The sequence below is a fragment of the Thermoproteota archaeon genome (assembly GCA_030130125.1).
GTDB lineage: Archaea > Korarchaeota > Korarchaeia > Korarchaeales > Korarchaeaceae > Korarchaeum.
The window spans coordinates 22137-44656 of the sequence record JARZZM010000017.1 but is presented as its reverse complement, the minus strand read 5'-3'; the positions used below and the strand labels follow the sequence as shown (position 1 = coordinate 44656).

Here is a 22520-nt window from a genome sequence, read left to right as displayed (position 1 = left end):
TCAACTCAGGAAGAATAGGAGGACATTGTATATCAGCATTAGCGCAATAGGCGCTGACACGGCCCATGTTAGCCTGCGGGCCATCTCCTCATCGCCCAAATACATGGTGAGTACCTCTGAGAGGACCAACCCTCCGTCCAAAGGCAACATAGGCAGGGCATTGAGGCCAGCCAGTCCCAGATTGAACATGATCAGGAACCCGAACAGCTCTATCAGCTGGATCGCTACCCCGGTCGGCATAGGGGCTATGGGATCGAAGTAGGGCACCCTCGATAGCATCACCCCCAAGAATGGTGAGCTCGGGTCGTCAGGCCTAGATCCCAGCCTCACCCTGTAGGTGCCTCTATCAGTGACGACATCCACCTCCTGACCGGGTCTCAGCTTTTCAAGTGCCTTCACCAAACTAGCGAAATCCCTAACCCTGTAACCATCTATCTGCCTTATGACAACTCCATCCGGGAGTATTCCATGAGATGGTCCGCCCTCTATAACCTCCTGAACGTACACCCCAGAAGGATGGGACATCCCTGGGAATATCGAGAAACCCGGGAATATGATCATGGCCAGAAGGAGAGCCACGAAGAACGTAGCGAAGTTCATGAAGATCCCAGCCGAATAGACGCCCATCCTCTTAAGAGGCTCTAGTTTCTTGAGTATCTCCTCATCTGGCTCGACAAAAGCGCCTAGCAGGACAAATAGAACGAAAAAAGCTATCTTCTTTATGGGGACCCCGAAGTACCAGCTAGCAGCGGCATGCCCAAATTCATGCACGGCTAATATCACGAATATGGATATCAGGAGGGGGGCGGATATGTCGAAGGTGACCCCCGGTATCACAGGGGCTATCTGGGCGACCTTCGGACCGAATAAGGTGTCTATGGTTATTTTGACGAGAAATATAAGAAATAACGCGGAGGAGATCAGGAGAGCGCCGATCCCGACCTTATATAGAGGACCAACGAACCTAGCCAATCCTCCTATAATCCCTCTGAAGCTCTCCGGCTTAAAGGAGAACTCCAAGTAGAAGACACCTATTTTAGCTCTCTCTCCTCCGAGATAACGGTTCAATAAGAGGCCAACAAGGTAAGCCACAGCCCAAAATACGAAGAAGTTCACCAGGAAACCTTGGGATATCAAGACGATCAACCCTTTAAGAGGTGCGCCAAGAACTCCGCCATCTCATACACGGAGGGGAGCTTGACGTACTCATCCGCTGAGTGGTGATTACCCCCCTCGGGCCCCAGTATGATGGGCTTAATGCTAGCCATCTTGTAGAGGTAATTGGCATCGGAGACCGTCCCGTAAACATCCGTCTCAAGGCGCCCTCCAAACACATTCTCTGCAACTTCCTGCACTTTCTTAACGAAGTCATCGTCCTCAGGGAGTTCGTAGGGCTCCATGAAGGGAGTAGGCCTCTTCATCAAGGATATCTTGATTTTGGCCCTCAACTCCGGTGTCTTCCTTAGATGATCCATGAACTTCTTCCTTATAACACCCGGATCGTTACCGGGCGGGTAATGCCTATCCAGCCTGACCAGACATCTGTCTGGATGGGCCATTACCAGCTCCGGGGACTTTATACTCAAGGGAGCTACGCTACCGCCTATCCCATCGACCTTGGGCAGGTCCACAGCCCACAAAATGATCTTGGCCGCTTCTATGACTGCGTTTATACCAGCCTCCTCAGTCCCAGGCGCTGCCAATCCCTTTATGTCAACATCGAATACAAACCTGCCGAATGCTCCCCTGAAGAGCTTCTTATTGGTCGGTCCGGCCACAATGGCCTCACTGACTCGCGGCAGGATACCGCTCCTCAGGAGCTCGTAGGTCCCCCTGCTGAAACCCTCGGCATCGCATACAGCAGCAAAGACGACTCCCCTACTATCATTCCATTTTGAGGCAGCTATGAAGGCCTCTATCATCGCAGCCAGCATTCCCTTATCGTCAAAAACCCCTAGTCCATAGAGTTTGTCTTCCTCCAGCTCTCCCCAAGGATTCTTGGTCCAATTGGAGTATATCTCGAATGTGTCGGTGTGGGCAAGGAACAGCAGGTTATCCTGATTTTTCACGTTGAGGAAGGCCACGACGTTACCGGCGCAATCTTTGACCGGTTGGTGGACTACCTTGTCAGCGTATCTCGATAGAGTGTCCGTTATGTAGTAAACGGCCTCGCCCTCCCTTCCCCTCAAGCTCTTTATACTGACTAAATCTATCAACAGATTGCGTGTCCTTTCCTGATCCGTGAGGCCCATATGATCCCCCCTCATGACGATCTCAGGGGGATATACAGCTGCCTAGCACCCGATTCGGTAATCACCAGCAGGTCCACACCGTCTCCTGACAGAGCATCCCTAGATATGGCCTCCTTCATCGCCTTCTCGGCTAAAGAGAGGGCTTCCTCTTCACTCAAGTCCTCCCTATATTCCCTCTCCAAGATACCCGTGGCTATCTGCGCTCCAGTACCTACAGAAGCGAACTTTTCCTCCATAAGCCCTCCAGCGGGATCTAAGACCAATATCTTGGGTTCTCCGTCCTCCAAACCACCTACTATAAGCTCGGCGTAGTAAATCCCCCTGAACCTCCCCTGATAGAGAAGCAGAGATAGCAGCTTGGCGACATTAGTGGGGGAAGCCTTCTTATCCAAATCCAGCTCATATAGAGTCATATTGAACTTCACGACATCGACTAACTCTTGGAAGTCGCCAGGAAGTCCGGCAGTGGAAATACCGACCTTATCATTAACTAGGAACACTTTCTTGGCGGACTTACTGAGGACGAATGTACCGTAAGATACTCTCCTGTCCGCCGCGAGAACGACGCCGCCCTTGAATTTCAAGCCCAGAGCAGTAGCCAGAACCACTGTAACACCCCTCAAGTTAAATGGAGCCCCGGGCGGGATTCGAACCCGCGACCTCCGCCTTACCAAGGCGGCGCTCTAACCGAGCTAAGCTACCGGGGCCCACCTCAAACTGTATCCTGATCTCTTTATAAATGCTATCAGGTAATCCTCCTAGCTCTTATGAGAGCCGCTAAGGAGATGATCGTGACGAGCATGATGGCTAGGTATGGAATGTACTCTAGGTAGCCATGGCGCCTCCTGAGCTCGATTTTCACGCTCGTGTCCTCCCTAAAGTACCCAGTAAAGCTCGAGGAGAGGGTTGACACATAGATGAATAGGCCCCCTTCATCCTCATACCACTTAAAGTAAACGGAGGGAAGGTCTACCTCCACATAGGGGAGGAAATCCCCTTCATCAGGCAATCGCAGTTGAAGGTACACAACCGGAGTGGCCTTGGAGATACTCACTCTGTACATGTGACCATTCCTCTCTATGATATAGGGAACTTGGTGAGATGCCAGACTCAAGGTAGGATCACCCAGCAGGACCTCATAAGCCGCCTCTCTGGGACCTATCCCTTTCTCCGTGGCCTCCTTTATGTGTAAGTTGTTCACCGTCATAACAGCCTCTCCCAAAGTGCGACCCGTCAGGGCCATCATCAAGATGAGATCTGGATAGGAGGTACCCGCCTCAGATCCTATGCTGAACTCCACCCTCGTGGCTCCTATATATGCAAACGCTCCGGCTTCTAGAAACGAATAGGCTATGGAACTCTTGGGATCATCGAGATCTGGGAACCTCAGGGTATCGCACGACAGGGTGATCACTATAGCCCCCAACGGTCTAGCGGACCTCACTATGGAGGGTGTGATGACCACATGCCCCTCGGTCTTCAGGGCCATGACGTAGGGGTTCCCGTGCAGGTTGAGATAGATAATACCATTTCTTGCCTCTCTGAGCATCTTAGCGGAGTCCTTCGCCGTCAGGTTAGAATACTCCACATCGGGGTGCAGCACCTTCGTGCTCAATCCGTAGGATGATGCTATGAATTCCACTTTCCTAGCTAAAGGAAGGTCCTCGACGAGGGAGATACCTCTAAGTCTGTTGATCAAACCCATTGAAGCAGCATCGTCCGCGAGCAGCATCAGGAAGGGTGCAGCCACATCGGGACCGGTAAGGACTCCTAAGGAGGCGTCTAGATACGGATCATCGTCTATACAGGTTAGGAAGTCTATAACATTCAGATACCTCTCATAGTTTCGGGAGGTGAGGGGCTTGGTCAATAAGATGACGTACCTAACCCCCTTCAAGAGGTCTCGGCTCGGTTGAGCCGAATCTAAATCAATTAACTTAGCCCTTTTGAGGAAGGCTGCATAGGCCGCCAGTAAAGAGTAATTCGGCCCATCCGAGCTGTAGAACAGGACCGCAACCTCACTCTCCATAGAAGAGAGCTCTCGGGATATGAGATCCAATTTCTTTAGGAGTTCAAAGTCAGCCACTTGGAGACCCTTCTTTTTAGAGTAAAGCAGGAAATAAGCGAGTTCGTGAGGAGTCATCTCTCCGGGGATAGCTTCATAGGATTCGACTCTTACAGGAAATCCCATCTCCCTGAGCCAATCTCTCACGTAGGAGGCGTTCCGGGCGACTACTATCCTCTCCCCCGGGCTCATCGAGAGGAAGAATGCTGAAGCTGATCTGTAGTCCTCGAAGACGTGAACTAGGGGAAGGCTGCCAGCTTGAGCGGGTGTTAGGATCGAAACACCCGACATTACCACCAGTGAAACGATGATGAGAAGGAAAGATCTCAATCATTACCCCCGCATTCCTTCTTGAACAGTATCTGATACTGCAAACTGGTAAACCCGTAGTTTTGAAGTACCCTTTCTAAGTCCGAGGAGAAACGACATGGGATGGAGCAAACCGGAGTTCTCTTCACGTAATACGCTATGTATTTCCACTCTTGGTCCTCGTCATCTAGAAGATCTGCTAGGGACCTGAGCCTCCTCTTAGAGGAGAGCACAGATCTAATGAAGGCGAGAGTGAGGTCAACCGCTAAATCTAACGACTTACCTGACTTGAATCCTTCCTTCCTCGCAAGCTCCCTTACTGCAGAAGAGATGACCTCCTCGAGCTCGTCCGCTGCCAAGACGCGACACCTGTATGTTATGGTGCGGCCGCCGGGATTTGAACCCGGGTCTCCGGCTTGGAGGGCCGGCATCCTGTCCAGGCTAGACTACGGCCGCCAGCTGTCTATGCTGTCTTCTGGATCTAAAAACTTTAGCTCAGCGCCCGTACCGGGGATCCGCGAAATCGAATTGGTAAATATATTAATGGATAACTGGTTTTACTCTAACGAATTAGAAGGATCTGTCCGCAGCATTTTACTATAATAACAGTTACTATAATGCAGTGATCTAGGAGGACGAGGGAGGGCTAGGCCCCCCGCCCATTGATAAGTTTAGCGAAACTTTTATATACGCATATGGGGCCTACACTTCGGCAATTTCTAAAGGGGTGGTGGGTTTTCCTGTCTCGGGAGAAGAGAGATTATCCTAAGGCCGCTGAACCCTCCTCTCAAGAAGAGGAGGAGCTAAAGTGCCCCAGATGCGGGAGCACTAACATAGTGGAGGATCCTGAAACTGGGGATTTGGTTTGCCAAGATTGTGGTCTCATTATAGATTCAAGCGTTCTGAACTTCTCGAAGGACTGGAGGGCCTTCGATTCGGATGAGTACATGGAGAGAGCTCACGCTGGTGCCCCGGTTACTCCATTAAGACCGGGCTTCGGTCTCGACACTGAGATAACTCTGACTAGGGGGCTAAGCAAGAAATCTGTGAACCAATTGAAGAGAACCCAGAAACATGTGGCGGACTCCAAGGAGAAGACCGTGGAACCTGCCCTAAGGAAGATAAGAGATGCTGCTGAGTCCCTAAACCTACCGCAGGAGACTGTCGAGGATGCGGCCACTCTCTACAGGATGGCCGCTCGGGCTGGACTCGTTAAAGGGAGGAGCATGGACGCAATGGTAGCCGCGGTCATCTATGCCGCCTGTAGGAGAACCGATGTACCTAGGACCCTAGAGGAGGTATCGAGGTACTTCTCTCTGGAGGAGAAAGAGGTTGGGAGGAGTTTCAGGTTCCTGTTCAGGAAGCTGGGGATACAGATACCTCCACCGAAACCGGAGAATTTCGTATATCTTATATGCTCCAAGCTGAACCTCCCTGAAGAGATCGCGACGCAGGCAATAAGGATAATCAAGATAGCCAAGAAAAACGGAGCTACAATGGGAAGAGAGCCGGTAGGCGTGGCTGCAGCAGCAGTCTACATGGCTTGCCAAGAGTTAGGCATACACAGGACTCAGAGAGAGCTAGCTCAGGCAGCTAACGTTACTGAGGTCACCGTGAGGAACAGGTACAAGGAACTCATCCAGAAGGCCCGCAAAGAATGGTTAGATGAGATAGGAGAGGAAAGATTGAACGAAATAAAGAAGAGAATAGCTGAGAAGGTGAAAGCAGCCTCACAGGTGAAAGAATAATCTTTTTATTCCCCTTCAACAGCCTCCATGGTGAGTGGGAATGTATCAGTGCCTGAGGTGCGGCTACATCTTCACTAAAGAGGAGATGGAGGAATACTTCAAGGACTTCAAATGTCCGAGATGCGGGTATAGGATCCTGAGGAAAGTGAGGAAAGAGGAGCCCAAGGTGGTGAAGGCGATCTGAGTTGCCAGCCGGTCAGGCGAACAAGTGGTTAACAAAGGAAATATTCACACTGGCCGTATTATTCCTGACCTTCTTATCCTTCTTCAAGGTAGTCCTACCCCTGCTGACTGGCGTGGACTCCCCATTTACCGTGGTGACATCGGGATCGATGAGACCCACCTTGGAAGTGGGGGATCTACTCATAGTGGTGGGCGCTGACCCTTATGATCTAAAAGTGGGAGATATAATAGTGTTCAGAGTCCCTTGGTCGAGCTCGCTCATAGTTCACAGGATAATCCGAATAGACATGAGCATGAGCGGGCCAGTCTTTTACACAAAGGGAGATAGCAACGCGCTTCCTGATCCGGGTTTCAGGACCTCTAAGGACATATACGGCAAAGTGGTTCTCAGAATTCCCTACTTGGGTTCCGCTCTGGAGCTGCTCCAGTCGCTTCCAGTCAAGCTGGCGATTGTAGGAATTATTGCAGCCTATCTCCTCTATGAGTATTCCAAGGTATTAGGGGAAGAGAGTACCGATAATGAGCCTTATGAGCTTTACACAACTGAACATGACGATAACTGGGAAGAAACCGGAGATTCTAGTGATTAGAGGCATCTAGTTGGAGATTACAGGAGGCCCGAGCGGGGAAGGTAGCTGCCTCTCCTTTATATATAACGGGTCACCCGGATAGTAGTGAAACGGGGAAAACTATGCCATTCGACGATAGCGAAAGCGAAGTAATGGAAGAAAAATCTATGAAAAAGGAAGACGTGGAAGAGATTTTAAGCAGGTTGAGGGAGCCCGAGATAACCATCCAGAACGTCGTGTCATCAGCTGACATAAGGCAGAGACTCGATCTACACGAGATTGCCAAGAAGATAAAGAAATCAAGGTACGATCCTGAGAAGTTCCCTGGACTAGTGCTCAAGCTCGATGAACCCAAGGCCGCCCTTCTGCTCTTCAGTAGTGGGAAGTTTGTATGCACTGGCACTAAGTCCGTAGAGGAATCGGCTAGGGCCATAAATGCGGCTATAGAGGTCCTCAAGAAGCACGGGATAGAGGTCAAAAGGAGGCCCCTCATCAAGGCCGAGAACATAGTTGCCTCTGCAAAGCTCTTCGTCAAGGTGGACATAGAGAAGCTGGCTTTGGAGCTTCCTAATACTCTCTACGAGCCAGAACAGTTCCCAGGTCTGATCTTCAGGATGAAGGACCCCGACGTCGTTTTCCTGATATTCGCCTCTGGAAGCTTAGTTTGTACCGGCGCGAAGAAGGAGTCTGACGTAAAGAGGGCAGTCTATAAACTGAGGAGGATCCTAGCTGAAGGAGGATATCTAGTTTTCGATTGAATGCACGTTCTCTCGACTCCAGCTCTTTTTATTTTAGTCAGGCGCTAGCTGTGGGGGTGGGTCCATGGTAAAGACTACGGTCTCGGTCATCAAAGCCGATATAGGTGGTCTGGCCGGGCATCACGTGGTTCATCCTAAGCTCAAGGAAGTAGCTGCTCAGGAGCTGTCTAAAGCCAAAGACTCTAGGCTTATAGAAGATTTCTACGTGACGGCAGTAGGGGATGACCTTCAACTGATAATGACACACAGGAAAGGGGTAGAGAACCCTGAAATCCACGAACTAGCTTGGAATGTTTTCAAGAGAGGTACTGAGGTGGCGAAGGAGTTAGGACTCTATGGTGCAGGGCAGGACCTCCTAAAGGACGCGTTCTCAGGAAATCTAAAGGGTATGGGACCTGGAGTAGCCGAAATGGAGTTCGAAGAGAGACCATCTGATCCTGTAATTGTGTTCATGGCGGATAAGACCGAACCGGGCGCCTTCAACCTCCCCATGTTCCGGATATTCGCGGATCCCTTCAACACGGCTGGCTTGGTTATAGACCCTAGGCTCCATGACGGTTTCATATTCGAGATAATGGATGTGATGGAGAGCAAGGTCGTGGAGATGTCCTCTCCGGAGGAGATGTACGACATCCTCTCCCTAATCGGTACCCCAGGTAGGTACGTGATACGCAGGGTGTTTAGGAAGTCCGATAGAGAGATAGCGGCCGTGGTCAGTACAACTAGGCTGAACCTGATCGCTGGTAAGTATGTGGGTAAGGACGATCCCGTGGCCATAGTTAGGGCGCAAAGTGGATTTCCGGCGCTAGGAGAGGTGCTCGAACCCTTCTCGTTCCCCTTCTTGGTGGCTGGCTGGATGAGAGGATCTCACCACGGTCCCATCATGCCCGTCTCCGAGGCCGACGCGAGGCCCAGTAGATTCGATGGCCCTCCCAGAATAGTCGCCTTAGGATTCCAAGTGCAGGACTCGAGGCTAATAGGACCGAGCGATCTCTTCTCGGATGTAGCCTTCGATGAAGCTAGGAGAACGGCTAACATGATAACTGACTACATGAGGAGGCACGGTCCCTTCATGCCACATAGGCTCGGACCCGAGGAAATGGAGTACACGACCTTGCCCAAGGTACTGGAGAAATTGAAGGACAGGTTCAGGCCCGAGTGATTTCCACGAAAGGTCTCACTAACTCTTCCATTTTTTCGTAAGGATTCGGACTTTTGGCTACAGCGGATGCAACAAGCACACCATAGCTACCGAGCCTTATCGCAGCTCTTACATCTTCTCCGCTGGTGATTCCCGCACCACAGAGGAGATCAACGTCAGGATTGACATCTATCACAGCTTTAAGCGAGCTCTGAACGATCTCCGGTTTAGCCTTGGACACCGGAATGCCCGTTCCGATGAGTTCAGGAGGTTCTATGGCGACCGCGTCTGGGGATAAGGCCGCGACGGCTGCCGACTCTTGAGGTGTTGGAGCGCACACTATGGGCGAGAGATCCAATTCTCTCAGTTTCGTAACGGCCACACTTATATGATGGAGCTCTATCTGCTTCTCAGAATGGTTCAACAGGGAACCTCTAGCACCAGACTTCTTTACGAGCTCAGGCGGAATATGACCCGTGTGGGCCCCCGGGTCTATAGGATCCACATGCTGGGAGTACACTGGGATATCAACGCTTTCCGCCACTACTTTCAAATCCAGTACATTCGGTGCAATGCCGATGAGAACCCCTGTTTCCCTCCAGACCTTCTCCGCTTGTCTAGCTATCTCCACAGCTTTCTCTCCTGAAGCCTGTAAGTATGCCTTCAGGTTAACCAGCAGCCTAGGAACACTCATAGTTTAGTTGTCATCCCAAATCTTAATCAGCTTTTTGTAGGTGGGGATCCCGATTGAGATGAAGCTGGATTACAGGTGCCCTGCCTGTATATTGAAGGTGGCAGCTAGAGAGGCTAGGTATGTACCGACCGATAGGAGACTTCCCTTTGTCAGGGATGTAGTGCGGGTTCTCCACTCTATGATGGACGAGGCGCCTACTCCCGCTCACATAGCGGCCGAGAGGGAGAAGCTCCTCAAATCATACTCAGGATCGGAAGATCCCTATGCGACTAGAAAGGAGAAACTAATCGAACTAGTCCGAAAGGATCTAGTTCCCCTGATAGAGGAAGAGCTATTTAACCTACCTGAGGGCTACCACAGGTTCAGATGGCTTGTCCTAAACTCCGCATCGGCGAACGGGTACGAAGTTCCACTAATGGGAGGAAAGGACCTCATAGAGAGGTTCACCAAGGTGGTAGCTAGGGATCTAGAGATAGACGGCACTGAGGAGGCGTTCGATATAGTAACAAAAGCCGGTTCAGGGGACATAATATCCTTCATCTTCGACAACGCCCATGAAGCCCCAATAGACCTAATCCTAGTCAAGTATCTGGAACAGATGGGCAAGTCCGTATATCTGTTTGCGAAAAAGTCTCCCATAGCTGATGACCTGACTGTAGAGGAACTACGATCGATGCACAAGTCACCCTATATCTTCAGCTTGAGCTCCCCTCTTGGAGTCATGCCTGAAAGGGAGACGGAGGTTAACATGAACATCTTCAGATCCTCGAAGCTCATCATAGCCAAGGGGATGGCCAACTACGAGACCCTCACCGAGGTAGACTTAGGTGTAAAGGTATTGCACTTGCTCACACTAAAATGCGAGGCCGTTGCAGAACACGCTGGTGGAAAGCTGGGGAGTCCAGTAGCCATAATGAGGTGATAAGATGGCGGAGTTCTCTATGGAGGAAGGAGAATATCTAGTCAGGCTAGCTAGAAAATCCATAGAGCACTACATGGAAAGGAGATCAATTCTTGAGGTCGATCCTCACTATTCCAAGCTGAAGAGCCCTTACGGAGCCTTTGTAACCCTAAACATATATCCAGAGGGAAATCTTAGGGGCTGTATAGGTTATCCGGAACCCATTCTGCCTCTTTACAGAGCCGTCATAAGGGCGGCCATAGCGGCGGCTTTCGAGGATCCGAGGTTCCCTCCCCTAGCTAAGGAGGAGCTCGATAGGGTCACAGTCGAGGTCTCAATACTGACCCCTCCCGAGAGGATAGACGACAAAGTGGAGAGCAGACTCGACCTACGGAGGCTGGTGATAGTGGGGAAGCACGGACTGATAGTTCGCCGCGGTTTGTATTCCGGTCTCCTGCTTCCACAGGTCGCCGTGGAATACTCTTGGGACTCCGAGGAATTTCTAAGCCAGACTTGTATAAAAGCCGGAATGTGGGTGGACTGCTGGCTCAAGAAGGGGACCGAAGTATATAGATTCACTGCAGAGATCTTTGAGGAAGAGGAACCCAGGGGACGGATCATCAGGAGAGAGATAGGATAAGGTTCGACCCATGCTGAGGGCCTACTTCTCGCCTTTAGGCATAGGGTACGGACACGCGTCTAGGTCCTTGAACCTAGCTATGAGACTTAAGAAAGAGGGATTCTCCATCTTCTTCTCAGCCTACGGAGATGCCTCCTCTTATCTGATGGGGGCGGAGGGAGTGGAGGTTGTGTATTGTGGTGAGGAGATGCTATGGAAGCAGAAGCCGGATGGAAGCCCCGACCTCTGGGGGACGCTCAAGAGTTTATCTGAACTGAGGAAGTTCCTCCACCACATAAAGACGGAGAAGGAGAACATAGAAACAACATCTCCAGACGTCGTAATATCTGACTCCAGAATATCCACATTGATCGCAGCTCAGTACCTAGGGGTACCCAGCGTCGTGGTGCTCAACCAACCTAAGTTACTCCTCTCGCCTCTCATGAGGAGGAACGCTCCTCCGGATGATCTGAGTGATAGCGAGGGTTATAGTGTACTATCCACGGTGGTGGAGAAGCTCCTCAACACGGCGATAACTAGGTTTTGGGGACTCTCCCAAGCATCAATAATAGCGGATTTTCCCCCACCCTTCAGCATATCCAAGTACCACACCTCAGATCTCCCGAAACCCCTCATTGACAGGATAGTATTCTCGGGCCCCTTGATAGAGCCCAACTGCAGGCCAGACAGGAGAGAGGATGTGATCCTGATAATGATATCCGGACCAGGCGCCGAGAGAAAATCCCTAGCGGATGTTATACTGAAACTCCTGAATGACATACCGGAGGACCTAAGGGACTACGAATTCATAGTATCTTTGGGTGAGCCGTCCAATTTCAGAGATGAGGAGGTCCGGGACAACGTGAGGATATACAATTGGCTGCCTGATAAGTGGAGCATCTTGGAGAAGGCTAGGCTGGTGGTTTCCAGAGCTGGGCATACGACTATCGCAGAGGCGCTCATGTGCGGGAAGCCCCTCCTGTTGATACCCGTTCCGGGACAGACGGAAAAAATGGAGAACGCTCGCTCCATAGAGGAGATGGGTCTGGGCAGGATGATCAGACAGTCTGAGGTGGAGGCTAGGTTCTTTGAGGTGTTGAGATCTCTGCTTAAGCAAGAATATGGGAAGAATGTTAAGAGATTCAGGGAGAGATTTAAAGACTGGAATTTCCTAGATAGAGCAGCTGGGATAATAGAGTCAGTTCTCTACTGAACTAAAGATTTGGTTATCGCCCATCTCAGTGCCCTGAAGATCCTCTCCAAATTCTGCGGTTCCTCTACTTGGATCCTTATTGCCCTGAGTCTGCCGTTCGGATACTCATCGACCTCGCATCTCCCTCCGTACTCCTCCACCTTTCTCACGAGGAACGAGCTTATGGGTCTCTCCCTAGCATCTACCATCACGTTCTCGGTCGGTACGAACACAATACTGCCCGCCCTCTTGTTAACTCTGGCGATACCGATCAAAGTCCCGTCCTCCGAGGTGAGCCTCCTCTCCTCCACATCCTTAAACTGCTGAATCTCAGGTTCCGACTTGAGTTGATCTGCAGTCACTAGGGTCTGCTCCAGCAGGACCTGATCAAGGACCTCGACCATCTCCCTCAACTGAAGGACTTCCCTCTCTAACTTCTCTATCCTCTTCTTCAGGAACTCCCTGAGCTTGAGTAAATTCTTTATCCTCTCACTCCTTTCGGACAATCCTACCTTCCTCCAAGGATTTCCTGTATAGGTCCTTAAATCTGTTCACGCCGACCCTCGAGATGAGGGGGCCTAATTTGGGGCCCTGCGGCTGACCCAGCAGTATCATGTACAGAGCCCTGAAGAACTCCCTTACTAGTACACCCTTGCTCCTAGCGGTCTCGAACGCTAGGTTCTGTATGTCCTCGTCGCTCATATCCTCAGAAAGACTCTCTACAAAGGAGTTCATGGCTTCAAGGACTTTACTATCTATCTCCACGGTTCCGAGCTCTCTGCTGCCGAAGTTCTCCACGTAGTTCTTGGCATAGTACACGTATCTCCTGAAGATATCATCGTTCAGCAGGGAATTGGGATCCACGCCATAGTACTTTGAGATGAGGTCGGCAGTCACCCTCAGCAACTCCTCGAAGCCTATATCTCTCGGAAGCATTGACACGACGTTGAGGACCGCTGAGTACCTGTAAGGCCACGGCTCGGGGACGCCCTCCATTAGGTAAGTGAACTCCATGAGTCTCTTCAGGGTGATGCGATCCCTTTCACTCCTTATTCTCTCCAAGTTGTGATACTTCCTCACGTTGTTTTCCAGCTCGTTTATGTAGAGAGGAGAGCTCTGCAGGGATATGCTCCTGGTTCCATGATATCTCTTGAACATGAGCATCCTCAAGGCCTCGGGGGGAGAGAACTCCATCCACATCTGGGGAGTTAAGACGTTCCCAGCGCTCTTACTTATCTTCCTCCTAGTAGAATCTAGGAACATCTCGTACATCACCGTAAGCGGTGGCTCGTACCCTAGGACTTCCCTAGCTATCCTCCCGTTCACCCTGAACGAGTCGGTTATGTCCTTCCCGTGAGGTTCGAACACTATCCCCAACGCAGCCCACCTAGCTGCGAACTCTCCCTTCCAGGAGAGCTTGCCCTCTCCCTTCAGATATGAGGCCTCACCGACGTACCCGCACCCCTTTACCCCCTTGAACTCCTGATCACAGGCATAAATGACCTTGCCCTCCTCGGGAATGACCTTTAGCACCCTAGTTGTATATATCCTACCGCATCTCTCGCATCTAGGCCAGTAATGAATCCATCCCTCCGGTTTACTCGATCCCACCTCCTCTCTGATTATTCTATCGACCTTATCGTTGTTCTCCAATAGTTTAGAGACCTGCTCGTCCAACAAACCGGATTTATAGGCCTCGGTCCCGGAGATGAACGTGAACTCTATGCCCAACTTCTCCAAGGCGTCTATCAACATAGAACTCATGTGTTCCCCGTAGCTGGAATGGCATCCCCAAGGATCGGGAATCTCGCTCACCGGCATTCCCAAGTACTTGGAGTATTCCTCGGGCACTCCTGCAGGTACTTTCCTCAGCCCGTCCCTATCATCGCTGTATGCTATCAATTCACTCTTGTATCCCAGCTCCTCCAAGGCCAGCTTGACCCCGTAGGCCCTTAGCGAATCTCCCACAGAGCCTATGTGCGGGAAACCGCTTGCTCCTATCCCTGATTCAACCCTCAAAACATCTATCTTTCTTCCGAGCCTCTCTTCCCTCTCTATTACGTCCTTAGCTATTTTATCCAGCCAGAAATGAGGTCTCCTCTCCGAACCCATGTAGATCGGTCCTACCGGTCTGTGAGCAATAAGAAATTTACCCAAAAATTAGAGGGGGTTTCTCCCCCCGGGCTCACACTTGGGTGAGCTCGATCTCTATTACGCTTATGTCCCTCCTGCTACCGTTCTCGTCGATGATCTCCTCAGTGCCAGTCCTGAGGTCGGTTATCTTGATCTTGCCAGGGAAGTACTTGAGCCTAGTTATCTCGGCCACATCGACGGCCCTAGATATGGACCTGCCTCTAGCCTTCAGCACGATCTTCTTCACACCCCTGTTTATCTGGAGAGTGGTAGCCATAACGTAGTTGATAGCAGGCTTCTTACCAACATAGACGATTCCCTCTTCAGCCACCATGCGTATCACCTCTCTATCCTCTGTAGGCCCGCCTCTTTCACTGGGGAGCCTGGAGGGCGAGCTGTGTCTGACTCACCACTCAGCAATTAAAAAAGTTACTCTCGCTTCAGGAGCTTCCTAATATCCAAGAGGGAGATCTTCTCTCCTTCCCTCCTCTCCAAGATTAGGGGCAGCTTTCCCTTCTCCAGCTCCAATTTAGCTAGCTCGACGGGATCGGTCAGACCTTCAGGTATCTCGCTCTCATCTAAAAAGAGGGGAGAGCCAGCCGCGATCTGCTGGGCCCTAATGGATATTATCCTTATGCGCTCGAACTTGGTGAGCCTCTTAGGACCCAGCAGATCGCTATTAGCTGACACCTCACTCCTCACCCTTGCCCTTTCCACCTTCGAATTTCTTACCGGCAGCAGCTATTATATCATCGATCTTGAGCACGGTGGTCGCGAACTCGGCTGCGGACTCTATGGCCCTCCTGATCACCCTCTCAGGCTCTATTATGTCCTTCTCGTACATGTTCTCCACCTCTCCGGTGTATATGTTGAAGCCATACTCCCTCTTGCCCTCGGCGTGCGCCTTCCTCAGCTCGGCCAGCTTGACTATCGGGTCGTGGCCGGCGTTCTCTATCAGGGTCTTGGGTATGGACTCGAGGGCCTCAGCGAACTTCTCCACCACGTTCTGCTCCTTACCACCGAGCTGGACCGCGTAGTCCTTGAGCTTGAGCACTAGATCCGTCCAAGCGGCACCAGCGCCCACAACTATCTTCTCATCCTCTATGACGTTCCTGACCACGCTTAGAGCATCGTGCAGGTTCCTCTCAGCCTCATCTATGACCTGCTTCTCTCCACCCCTTATCAGGATGCTAACGGCCCTGGGATCCTTACATCCCTCGACGAAGACCATCTTGTCCTCTCCGACCCTCCTCTCCTCAACGAGCTCCGCGTAACCGAGGTCCTTCTCGGATATCTCCTTAACGTTAACGACTATCTTGGCTCCAGTGGCCTTGGCTAGCTTCTCCATATCGGATTTCCTCACCCTCCTGACGGCCAGTATGCCGTGCTTCGCCAAGAAGTGCTGGGCGACGTCGTCGATGCCCTTCTGGCAGAACACCACGTCCGCTCCAGTAGCGGCTATCTTCTCCACCAGCTCGGCCAGCATCTGCTTCTCCTGGTCCAAGAACTCCTTCACCTGAGCCGGTGAGGTTACCCTGATCTTAGAGGAGAGCTCAGGCTTCTTTATCTCAAGAGCGCTCTCTATGAGAGCTATCTTGGCGTTCTCTATCCTCCTAGGCATTCTGGGATGCACAACCTCCTTGTCGATCACTATACCCCTGATGAGCTTTGTGTCAAACAGGGAACCGCCCTCCTTCTTCTCCAGCTTTATGTTATCGAGATCAACAATTCTCCTACCGTCTCTCTCCTCCACGACCTGTAGAGCAGCGTCGACGACAAGATCGGCCAGATAGTCTTGTGCCACCCGGGCGGACTTGCTACTCATGGCTATCTTGGCTATCTTCTTCAGTAACTCCTTGTCGTTCCACGAGACCTTGATCGCTACCTCATTCAAGTACTCCACCGCCTTTTCCGCGGCCTTCCTGTACCCGGAGATTACCACTGTAGGATGTATGCCCAAATCCAATAGGTCCTCCGCCTTGGCCAGTAGTTCACCGGCTAGGAGAACTACGGTAGTTGTGCCGTCCCCAGCTTCCTGCTCTTGGGATTTAGCTAAGTCCACCATCATCTTCGCAGTGGGATGCTCGACCTCTATCTCCTTCATTATGGTAGCACCGTCGTGTGTGATTATCACATCCCCAAAGGGATCGACGAGCATCTTCTGCATGCCCTTAGGACTGAGGGAAGTCCTTATGGTGTCAGCTATAGCCTTTGCAACGGTTATATTCAGCCTCAGGGCTTCCCTGCCCTTGGTCCTTGAAGTCCCTTCCTTCAATATCAGAACGGGGATTGCTCCAGCTCCCTCGCCACCTTGAACGGCCATACATATCACCTCTTTTACTGGGTCTCTCAGAACCTGTCGCTGGGATTACCCATGTTAGGATCGATAACCGAGTTAAAAAAGCTTATCAGTCTGTCCAGCCCCCTCGTTAACTTGAGGAGCTCCAAGAGAGAGTAAAAATGGTGAAATATTTGAGTGATAAGCGAAGATTTCATCAATCTATTGCCAATTGCCTGAAATCAGCTATGAAAGATAGAGGGATTGAGAGGTTAACGGAGATACAGGAGATGGCGATTCCACTCATCCTCTCGGGTAAAAATGCCCTCTTGATAGCCCCTACAGGATCGGGAAAGACTGAAGCAGCTCTATGGCCCGTTATCACAATGATGAAGAGGGAAGGAGTGGGAGAGGGATTTATCACGCTTTATGTGACCCCTTTAAGGGCCCTGAACAGGGACCTAGAGGAAAGGACAGCCTATTGGTCCTCTAGATGCGGCTTCGATGTTGGAGTGAGGCACGGTGATACCTCCAAGGCGGAGAGGACTAGACAATCAAGGTCTCCTCCTCATATCCTCATAACGACACCAGAGACCCTCCTAATTATAATGTCCGGACCTAAGATCTCTAAGTGGCTTAAAAACGTGAGATATGTCATTATAGACGAGGTTCACGAGCTACTGGACGATAAGAGGGGCGCACAACTCTCCTTATCCCTAGAGAGGCTTGAGAGGATACGGGGGAGGACATTCCAGAGGATAATGCTCTCCGCTTCCTTGGGCAATCCCTCGATGGCCCTAGAATACTTCTCCTACAGAAGGGACGGAAAAGTCGCATATTCGCGAGAGAGCCGCGTAATGAAGATATCAGTAGTCTATCCGGCCCCATCTCAAAGGGACATCGAGCTATCTAAGACCATGCTCCTAGAACCAGGGGTGATAGCTAGGATCAGACTATTGGCGGATTTGATAAGGGAGGCCAGATCGGCCATAGTCTTCACGAATACCAGATCCATGGCAGAGGCCCTTGGCTACAGGATGAGGAAAGCATTCGAGGAGCTGAAGATACATGTCCATCATAGCTCTCTATCGAAGGACGCTAGGGTGGAGAGCGAATCACTGCTCAAGAGGGGAGAGCTCTCTGCGGTGATCAGCACGAGCTCGTTGGAGCTAGGAATAGATGTAGGGTACGTAGATTTGGTAGTACAGTACGGTTCCCCTAGGCAGGCGATGAAGCTGCTTCAGAGGGTCGGCAGATCTGGGCACGGTCCAGGCAGGGTGGCTAGAGGTGTGGTAGTTGCCCAAGACTCTGACGACTATCTGGAGTCGATAATACTAGCTAAGAGGGCCCTCTCGAGCGATTTGGAGGAACTAAGGCCTTTAGAGAAGTCCTATGATGTGCTCTACCACAGCACCATCGGACTCCTCTTGGGAGAGAGATCCATCTCACTGCAGGACCTTGTGGACTTGGCCAAGCGATCATGGCCGTACAGGGAGATAACCATCGACGAGGTTAGGGGAATATTTTCCTTCATGTCCAAGGCTTGGCCCAGAATCATCTGGTATGATGAAGTAGGGGATAGCATCAAGAGATATGGAGGCGGGCTAGCCCATGAGTACTTCTTCTCGAACATCTCCACGATACCCGACACCACATCATATCCAGTCATAGATGACACCATGGGATTCTACCTAGGCCAGCTGGATGAGACCTTCGTCTTGGAGTACCTGCTTCCCGGCGTTAAGTTCGTCTTCAGGGGATCGGTCTGGAAGGTCAAGAGGATAGAAGGCGGTCGCATTTTCGTGGAACAGGTCTTCGACCCAGTCGGTGCCATACCCAGCTGGATAGGGGAACAGTTACCCGTGGCAAGGGAGACTGCAATTGAGGTGGGGGCTATCAGGGGACTCGTGGAGGAGGCCCTATCTGAGGACGCATTGGATGAGCTCGTAGACAGACTGGTGAGGGAGTACCCCTTCACAAAGTCTGGGGATCTCAGAAGAGCTCTAGCCACATTAGTGGATCACATGAAACAGGGCTATCCGCTTCCTACAGATCGGAGGATCGTGATAGAGGGGATAACGGGCTCAGGCGTCGTGATTCACTCCACTCAAGGTAGTTTGGTTAACAGGACGTTGGGGAGAGGCCTGTCCTTCGTCATCTCCAGGGACTTCAAGGTCGCTGTTAGGGTTACTGAGGATCCCTACAGGATAGTGATAATGGGAGTGGGTAAAGAGGCGGTGGCCGAGACCCTACATCGTCTCTCTAGGGAGGGTAGGGATACTCTGGTGAAGGCTGTAGTCAACAGTTCATTCTTCAGGATCAGGCTACTCCATGTGGCTAAGAGGATGGGTCTGATAAGAGATACGGCGAGCTCTAGGATCGTGAGCTTGGTCAAGCTGGCCAAGGCATACGAAGGTACTCCCGTCTACGAGGAAGCTTTAAGGGAGTCCCTCACGAAGGACTTCGATGTTGATGGGACGCTGGACCTGCTCAGGTCGATATCCTCGGGGAAGATAGAAGTGGTCATGTCTGAGAAGCAGGGTCCGAGTCCCCTATCTCTGCTAGGATTGGAGAGATCAGGTCTCCCCCTAGAGATAATCCCTCCATCGGAATTGAGCAAGAGGCTGCTGGAGAGCTTCAAGTACAGGATACTTTCACAGCAGATCACGCTGGTCTGCTCCAACTGTTGGAAATGGAGCATGGACACCACAGTATCGAGCCTCCTAGATTTGGGGAAAGTGCCCAAATGTCCCGTGTGTGGAAGTGATAGGGTAGCGGCCCTCTCTGGGTATTGGGCATCCGAAGCTAAGGAATATGTGGAGGAATCTAAGAGGAGGGGGAGGCCATCTGTACCCAATTGGGAGCTCGCTAACAGGGTCTATGAACTCGGCTCACTCACCGAGAGGTATGGGCTACCAGCCGTAGTCGCGATGGCCGCTAGGGGAGTGGATCCGATGGACATCGAGTGGCTGGTATCGAGGCGTACCGAGTTGGACGAGGATTTCATGGCCGAACTCGCTAAAGTTGAGACTGAGGCCGTAAAGAGGAGGTTGACCGGGAAGAAGAGGAGAAGGAGGAAGAGGTCTGGTTAGGTTGTCAAGTCAGGAGGCCCGCACCCCTCAGGATTCTAATGGCGGCACTCCTCGGATCGCCCGACTTCGTTATTGCCCTCCCCACCATGACGAAATCGGCTCTTTTAGCTACTTCCCCTATGGTAGACTCGTTTATACCACCGGCGACACCTATCTTGACTCCCAGCTCTTTAGCGGAGTCTAGCAACTCGTATTCGGAGAATACCCCTTCATCAACCCCCCTGTGCAGGCATATCCTGTGTATCCCGAACTCTATGATCTCCTTCAAACGGGGCACCACATCTCTTAGGCCTAAAGTGTCCACCAGTACCTCTCCTCTGGATTCTTCCGCTCTCCTGACCGCTTCCTTTATCGTCTCATCAGGTGACACGGCCATCACGCTCATCAGATCGGCACCGGAGGAGAAGGCCAGATCCGCCTCTAGGTACCCCGTGTCCATGGTCTTAGTGTCAGCGAACAGCTTAACCTCAGGAAATCTCTCCCTGAGCCTTCTCACGGATCTCATTCCTTCAGCCTTTATCAGTGGAGTTCCAACCTCGATCTCCCTGAAGCCAGCCCCCACCGCCAGCTCAGCTATCCTAATAGCCTCGTCCAAGGATGTCAGGTCGAGCGACAGGAACACCTCTACCATTCCGAGCCCCCCATCCATCTCCTGACCACGTAAATGAGTGCCAGAATTAAAACTAGCGAGATCAGGATCAGTGTCACAGTGATATGCAGGGGAATATTCTCCCCAGCGGCGAAGATAAAGGGGCCTATTATCACCACGAAACCTCCACCGGAACTAGCTTCGGTGGAGTGTGAGATCATCAGGGCCATGAAGCCCATCATGACGAGGGACACTCCCATGAAGATCAAGAACACCCTGACGAATATCTTCTCATCTATCTCGCTCATGACCAAGCCCCCATGAGGACGATCATGGTCAGCATCAGCAGGATGGATATTGCTACTAGTACGATGAGGAGCGATGTCCTAATGTTCTTACCGAATACTATGGGTATGGGCCCTATTAGTATTACTCCACCGACGCTGTAGTCTCCGAACTTCCGGGATGGCAGTAGCAGCGCCAACACGATTAGCACAAGCCCCATAACTATTAGGAGAATTCCCATGAGGTCTAGAGGGCTCAAGATCTCACCCCCCAATCAACTTAGCGAGCTTGGGATAATTGGACGGATCCCCCCTGACCCTAACTATCTCCCCATCCATTAAAGGCGTGCTCGGGCCAAAGGGGAGGGGGGAACCGGATGGATCGTATATAGAAATGACCTCGTACCCGGTAACCTCTATGAATTGGGAAACGGTCATTCCTCTGGACTTGGATCTCCCCTCTACCTTAAAAGCCACGTAGTGCGGTGAACCTCCCTTGAAGTGGGGTGATTCGTGCCTCAAGGACCTTAGATCCCAGATCCTCCAGAGGACCTCGGCTATCATCTTGGATGCCGTACCGTCCCCAAACGGATTGGGAAGGCCCTCTATCCTCCTCCTAACCTCCTCCTCGTAGAGGAACCTTCTAACCGCTGACACTATGGAGGAGGGATTGGCGCCCGCTACCTCGCCGAATCCCAGTTCAACTATCTCAGGCCTCTCCGTGTTATCCCTCAATATGATGCAGGGCTTCTTCAGGGTGGCCGACTCCTCCTGAACCCCACCGGAATCGGTAGCCACCACATCCGAGGCCGAGAGAAGCCTCAAAAAATCTATGTAGCCTAGAGGCTCGATCAACATCACGTGCTCCAACGTCCTCAATTCGCCCAACAGACCGAAAGCCTTCAGCCTCTTGTAAGTTCTCGGATGCAGGGGCCATACTATGGTCAGCTCATCCAATTCCCTCAGGGCTTTCACTATCCCCAGCATTCTGTACTCCTTGTCGGCATTCTCCTTTCTGTGAACTGTGATGGTCATGAGGGGCTCACCCTCTACTAGACCCAATTCCTTCAGGATGCTAGATCGTCTAATGTTGCCCCACATCTTCTCGACGACGTCAACTATGGTATTACCGCTCAGTACAATCCTCTCAGGGGGATAGCCCTCCTCATTGAGATTGGAGAATGCTCTGGGGGTGGGGGCGAAGTTCAGCGACGCGAGGTGATCAGCGACCCTCCTGTTTATCTCCTCCGGCATCGTGAAATCGTAGCTCCTGAGCCCCGATTCTATGTGTATGAAGGGAACCTCTAGTTTGGAAGCAGCCAGAGCGGTTCCAAGTACGGAGTTCGTATCACCTACCGACAGGACGGCATCCGGTTCGTAGTTCTCCACAACCTTTCCCATCTCATGTAGAACCCTAGCAGTCTGATCCACCTGATCTCCCGATCCTATGCCCAAGTTGAGGTCTGGCTCGTCGAGTCCAAGCTCGGAGAAGAATACATCGCTCATTTCCCAATCGTAATGCTGCCCAGTGTGCACTAGAAACAGCTCTACACCCTTTATACGCGATAGAGCCTCGTATACAGGCGCCATCTTGATGATCTCGGGTCTAGTGCCCACCGACAGAAGCAACCTCATGTTCCTTCGCTTCTCCATGACCTGTAATCATTTTTAATAAACGGAGGTGGACCTACCAGACACCTGAAAGGTGATCTA

24 protein-coding genes and 2 tRNA genes are annotated in these 22520 nt (G+C 51.6%); 9 read left to right on the top strand and 17 right to left on the bottom strand.

Annotation, left to right across the window (positions count from 1 at the left end; genetic code table 11):
• From QI197_03775 to QI197_03745, 7 genes are all read right to left on the bottom strand, one after another.
• A complete protein-coding gene (locus QI197_03775; GenBank protein MDK2372478.1) occupies nucleotides 1–1116 on the bottom strand; it encodes a site-2 protease family protein in 1116 nt (371 codons plus the stop codon).
• Between the two features lie 26 nt (nucleotides 1117–1142).
• Nucleotides 1143–2252, bottom strand: a complete 1110-nt coding sequence (locus QI197_03770; protein ID MDK2372477.1) for a M20/M25/M40 family metallo-hydrolase — start codon at nucleotides 2250–2252, stop codon at nucleotides 1143–1145.
• A gap of 11 nt (nucleotides 2253–2263) precedes the next feature.
• Nucleotides 2264–2860, bottom strand: a complete 597-nt coding sequence (locus QI197_03765) for a proteasome subunit beta (GenBank protein ID MDK2372476.1) — start codon at nucleotides 2858–2860, stop codon at nucleotides 2264–2266.
• Between the two features lie 21 nt (nucleotides 2861–2881).
• A tRNA-Thr gene (locus tag QI197_03760) sits at nucleotides 2882–2959 on the bottom strand.
• A gap of 38 nt (nucleotides 2960–2997) precedes the next feature.
• The gene (locus QI197_03755) at nucleotides 2998–4647 is read right to left on the bottom strand and encodes a C25 family cysteine peptidase (GenBank protein MDK2372475.1); all 1650 of its coding nucleotides are present in this window, start codon (nucleotides 4645–4647) and stop codon (nucleotides 2998–3000) included.
• Complete coding sequence (locus tag QI197_03750; protein ID MDK2372474.1) at nucleotides 4644–4985, bottom strand: hypothetical protein; 342 nt, start codon at nucleotides 4983–4985, stop codon at nucleotides 4644–4646. Before QI197_03750 ends, QI197_03755 begins: the two co-directional genes overlap by 4 nt.
• Nucleotides 4986–5005: 20 nt before the next feature.
• A tRNA-Gly gene (locus QI197_03745) sits at nucleotides 5006–5082 on the bottom strand.
• 239 nt (nucleotides 5083–5321) lie between these two features.
• On the opposite strand from QI197_03745, the gene QI197_03740 reads away from it, so the two are divergent.
• From QI197_03740 to fbp, 5 genes are all read left to right on the top strand, one after another.
• Nucleotides 5322–6374: a TFIIB-type zinc ribbon-containing protein gene (locus tag QI197_03740; GenBank protein ID MDK2372473.1), complete on the top strand. Its 1053-nt coding sequence runs from the start codon at nucleotides 5322–5324 to the stop codon at nucleotides 6372–6374.
• Nucleotides 6375–6414: 40 nt separating this feature from the next.
• Entirely contained in the window at nucleotides 6415–6558 is a 144-nt protein-coding gene (locus QI197_03735) for a DNA-directed RNA polymerase subunit P (GenBank protein ID MDK2372472.1), read from the top strand.
• 1 nt (nucleotide 6559) lies between these two features.
• A complete protein-coding gene (locus tag QI197_03730; protein MDK2372471.1) occupies nucleotides 6560–7147 on the top strand; it encodes a signal peptidase I in 588 nt (195 codons plus the stop codon).
• Between the two features lie 146 nt (nucleotides 7148–7293).
• Nucleotides 7294–7884, top strand: coding sequence for a TATA-box-binding protein (locus tag QI197_03725; protein ID MDK2372470.1), 591 nt, complete (start codon nucleotides 7294–7296; stop codon nucleotides 7882–7884).
• Nucleotides 7885–7948: 64 nt separating this feature from the next.
• Entirely contained in the window at nucleotides 7949–9046 is a 1098-nt protein-coding gene (gene fbp, locus QI197_03720) for a fructose-1,6-bisphosphate aldolase/phosphatase (protein ID MDK2372469.1), read from the top strand.
• Here fbp and tpiA read toward each other — a convergent pair.
• Nucleotides 9033–9719: a triose-phosphate isomerase gene (gene tpiA / locus QI197_03715; GenBank protein ID MDK2372468.1), complete on the bottom strand. Its 687-nt coding sequence runs from the start codon at nucleotides 9717–9719 to the stop codon at nucleotides 9033–9035. The genes fbp and tpiA overlap by 14 nt on opposite strands.
• A 58-nt stretch (nucleotides 9720–9777) precedes the next feature.
• On the opposite strand from tpiA, the gene QI197_03710 reads away from it, so the two are divergent.
• Genes QI197_03710 through QI197_03700 form a run of 3 tightly spaced genes read left to right on the top strand, consistent with a single transcriptional unit; the run spans nucleotide 9778 to nucleotide 12452 of the window.
• On the top strand, nucleotides 9778–10641 hold the full coding sequence (locus QI197_03710) for an ARMT1-like domain-containing protein (protein ID MDK2372467.1): 864 nt from the start codon (nucleotides 9778–9780) through the stop codon (nucleotides 10639–10641).
• 4 nt (nucleotides 10642–10645) lie between these two features.
• A complete protein-coding gene (locus tag QI197_03705; protein ID MDK2372466.1) occupies nucleotides 10646–11260 on the top strand; it encodes a TIGR00296 family protein in 615 nt (204 codons plus the stop codon).
• A gap of 10 nt (nucleotides 11261–11270) precedes the next feature.
• Nucleotides 11271–12452 (top strand): glycosyltransferase, encoded by a 1182-nt coding sequence (locus tag QI197_03700; protein MDK2372465.1) that lies wholly within the window; start codon nucleotides 11271–11273, stop codon nucleotides 12450–12452.
• Here QI197_03700 and QI197_03695 read toward each other — a convergent pair.
• From QI197_03695 to thsB, 5 genes are all read right to left on the bottom strand, one after another.
• Entirely contained in the window at nucleotides 12446–12937 is a 492-nt protein-coding gene (locus QI197_03695; GenBank protein MDK2372464.1) for a hypothetical protein, read from the bottom strand. The genes QI197_03700 and QI197_03695 overlap by 7 nt on opposite strands.
• Nucleotides 12921–14543 (bottom strand): lysine--tRNA ligase, encoded by a 1623-nt coding sequence (gene lysS, locus QI197_03690; protein MDK2372463.1) that lies wholly within the window; start codon nucleotides 14541–14543, stop codon nucleotides 12921–12923. Before lysS ends, QI197_03695 begins: the two co-directional genes overlap by 17 nt.
• A 73-nt stretch (nucleotides 14544–14616) precedes the next feature.
• Nucleotides 14617–14898 (bottom strand): DNA-binding protein Alba, encoded by a 282-nt coding sequence (gene albA, locus QI197_03685; protein ID MDK2372462.1) that lies wholly within the window; start codon nucleotides 14896–14898, stop codon nucleotides 14617–14619.
• 95 nt (nucleotides 14899–14993) lie between these two features.
• A complete protein-coding gene (locus tag QI197_03680) occupies nucleotides 14994–15254 on the bottom strand; it encodes a DNA-directed RNA polymerase subunit omega (GenBank protein MDK2372461.1) in 261 nt (86 codons plus the stop codon).
• A 1-nt stretch (nucleotide 15255) separates the two neighbouring features.
• Nucleotides 15256–16887, bottom strand: coding sequence for a thermosome subunit beta (thsB, locus tag QI197_03675; GenBank protein MDK2372460.1), 1632 nt, complete (start codon nucleotides 16885–16887; stop codon nucleotides 15256–15258).
• A 203-nt stretch (nucleotides 16888–17090) separates the two neighbouring features.
• Here thsB and QI197_03670 point away from each other — a divergent pair, with 203 nt between their 5' ends.
• Nucleotides 17091–19934 carry a DEAD/DEAH box helicase gene (locus tag QI197_03670; GenBank protein ID MDK2372459.1) on the top strand — a complete coding sequence of 948 codons (2844 nt, stop codon included), beginning with the start codon at nucleotides 17091–17093 and terminating at the stop codon, nucleotides 19932–19934.
• A 4-nt stretch (nucleotides 19935–19938) separates the two neighbouring features.
• Here the strand turns inward: QI197_03670 and QI197_03665 are convergent, their stop codons facing one another.
• The 4 genes from QI197_03665 to wecB are packed head-to-tail and all read right to left on the bottom strand — an operon-like array spanning nucleotide 19939 to nucleotide 22442.
• Entirely contained in the window at nucleotides 19939–20565 is a 627-nt protein-coding gene (locus tag QI197_03665; GenBank protein MDK2372458.1) for an orotidine 5'-phosphate decarboxylase, read from the bottom strand.
• Complete coding sequence (locus QI197_03660; protein MDK2372457.1) at nucleotides 20559–20831, bottom strand: hypothetical protein; 273 nt, start codon at nucleotides 20829–20831, stop codon at nucleotides 20559–20561. Before QI197_03660 ends, QI197_03665 begins: the two co-directional genes overlap by 7 nt.
• Nucleotides 20828–21067, bottom strand: coding sequence for a DUF131 domain-containing protein (locus tag QI197_03655; protein MDK2372456.1), 240 nt, complete (start codon nucleotides 21065–21067; stop codon nucleotides 20828–20830). The genes QI197_03660 and QI197_03655 overlap by 4 nt, the downstream gene beginning before the upstream one ends.
• A gap of 4 nt (nucleotides 21068–21071) precedes the next feature.
• Nucleotides 21072–22442: a UDP-N-acetylglucosamine 2-epimerase (non-hydrolyzing) gene (gene wecB, locus QI197_03650; GenBank protein ID MDK2372455.1), complete on the bottom strand. Its 1371-nt coding sequence runs from the start codon at nucleotides 22440–22442 to the stop codon at nucleotides 21072–21074.
• Nucleotides 22443–22520: the final 78 nt, after the last annotated feature.

Coding starts and splice junctions, on each gene's coding strand:
- QI197_03770 (MDK2372477.1), bottom strand. CDS start 2,252: ATGGGCCTCACGGATCAGGAAAGGACACGCAATCTGTTGATAGATTTA.
- QI197_03740 (MDK2372473.1), top strand. CDS start 5,322: ATGGGGCCTACACTTCGGCAATTTCTAAAGGGGTGGTGGGTTTTCCTG.
- QI197_03735 (MDK2372472.1), top strand. CDS start 6,415: ATGTATCAGTGCCTGAGGTGCGGCTACATCTTCACTAAAGAGGAGATG.
- QI197_03725 (MDK2372470.1), top strand. CDS start 7,294: ATGAAAAAGGAAGACGTGGAAGAGATTTTAAGCAGGTTGAGGGAGCCC.
- fbp (MDK2372469.1), top strand. CDS start 7,949: ATGGTAAAGACTACGGTCTCGGTCATCAAAGCCGATATAGGTGGTCTG.
- tpiA (MDK2372468.1), bottom strand. CDS start 9,719: ATGAGTGTTCCTAGGCTGCTGGTTAACCTGAAGGCATACTTACAGGCT.
- QI197_03710 (MDK2372467.1), top strand. CDS start 9,778: ATGAAGCTGGATTACAGGTGCCCTGCCTGTATATTGAAGGTGGCAGCT.
- QI197_03705 (MDK2372466.1), top strand. CDS start 10,646: ATGGCGGAGTTCTCTATGGAGGAAGGAGAATATCTAGTCAGGCTAGCT.
- QI197_03700 (MDK2372465.1), top strand. CDS start 11,271: ATGCTGAGGGCCTACTTCTCGCCTTTAGGCATAGGGTACGGACACGCG.
- lysS (MDK2372463.1), bottom strand. CDS start 14,543: ATGGGTTCGGAGAGGAGACCTCATTTCTGGCTGGATAAAATAGCTAAG.
- albA (MDK2372462.1), bottom strand. CDS start 14,898: ATGGTGGCTGAAGAGGGAATCGTCTATGTTGGTAAGAAGCCTGCTATC.
- thsB (MDK2372460.1), bottom strand. CDS start 16,887: ATGGCCGTTCAAGGTGGCGAGGGAGCTGGAGCAATCCCCGTTCTGATA.
- QI197_03670 (MDK2372459.1), top strand. CDS start 17,091: ATGAAAGATAGAGGGATTGAGAGGTTAACGGAGATACAGGAGATGGCG.
- QI197_03665 (MDK2372458.1), bottom strand. CDS start 20,565: ATGGTAGAGGTGTTCCTGTCGCTCGACCTGACATCCTTGGACGAGGCT.
- QI197_03660 (MDK2372457.1), bottom strand. CDS start 20,831: ATGAGCGAGATAGATGAGAAGATATTCGTCAGGGTGTTCTTGATCTTC.
- wecB (MDK2372455.1), bottom strand. CDS start 22,442: ATGAGGTTGCTTCTGTCGGTGGGCACTAGACCCGAGATCATCAAGATG.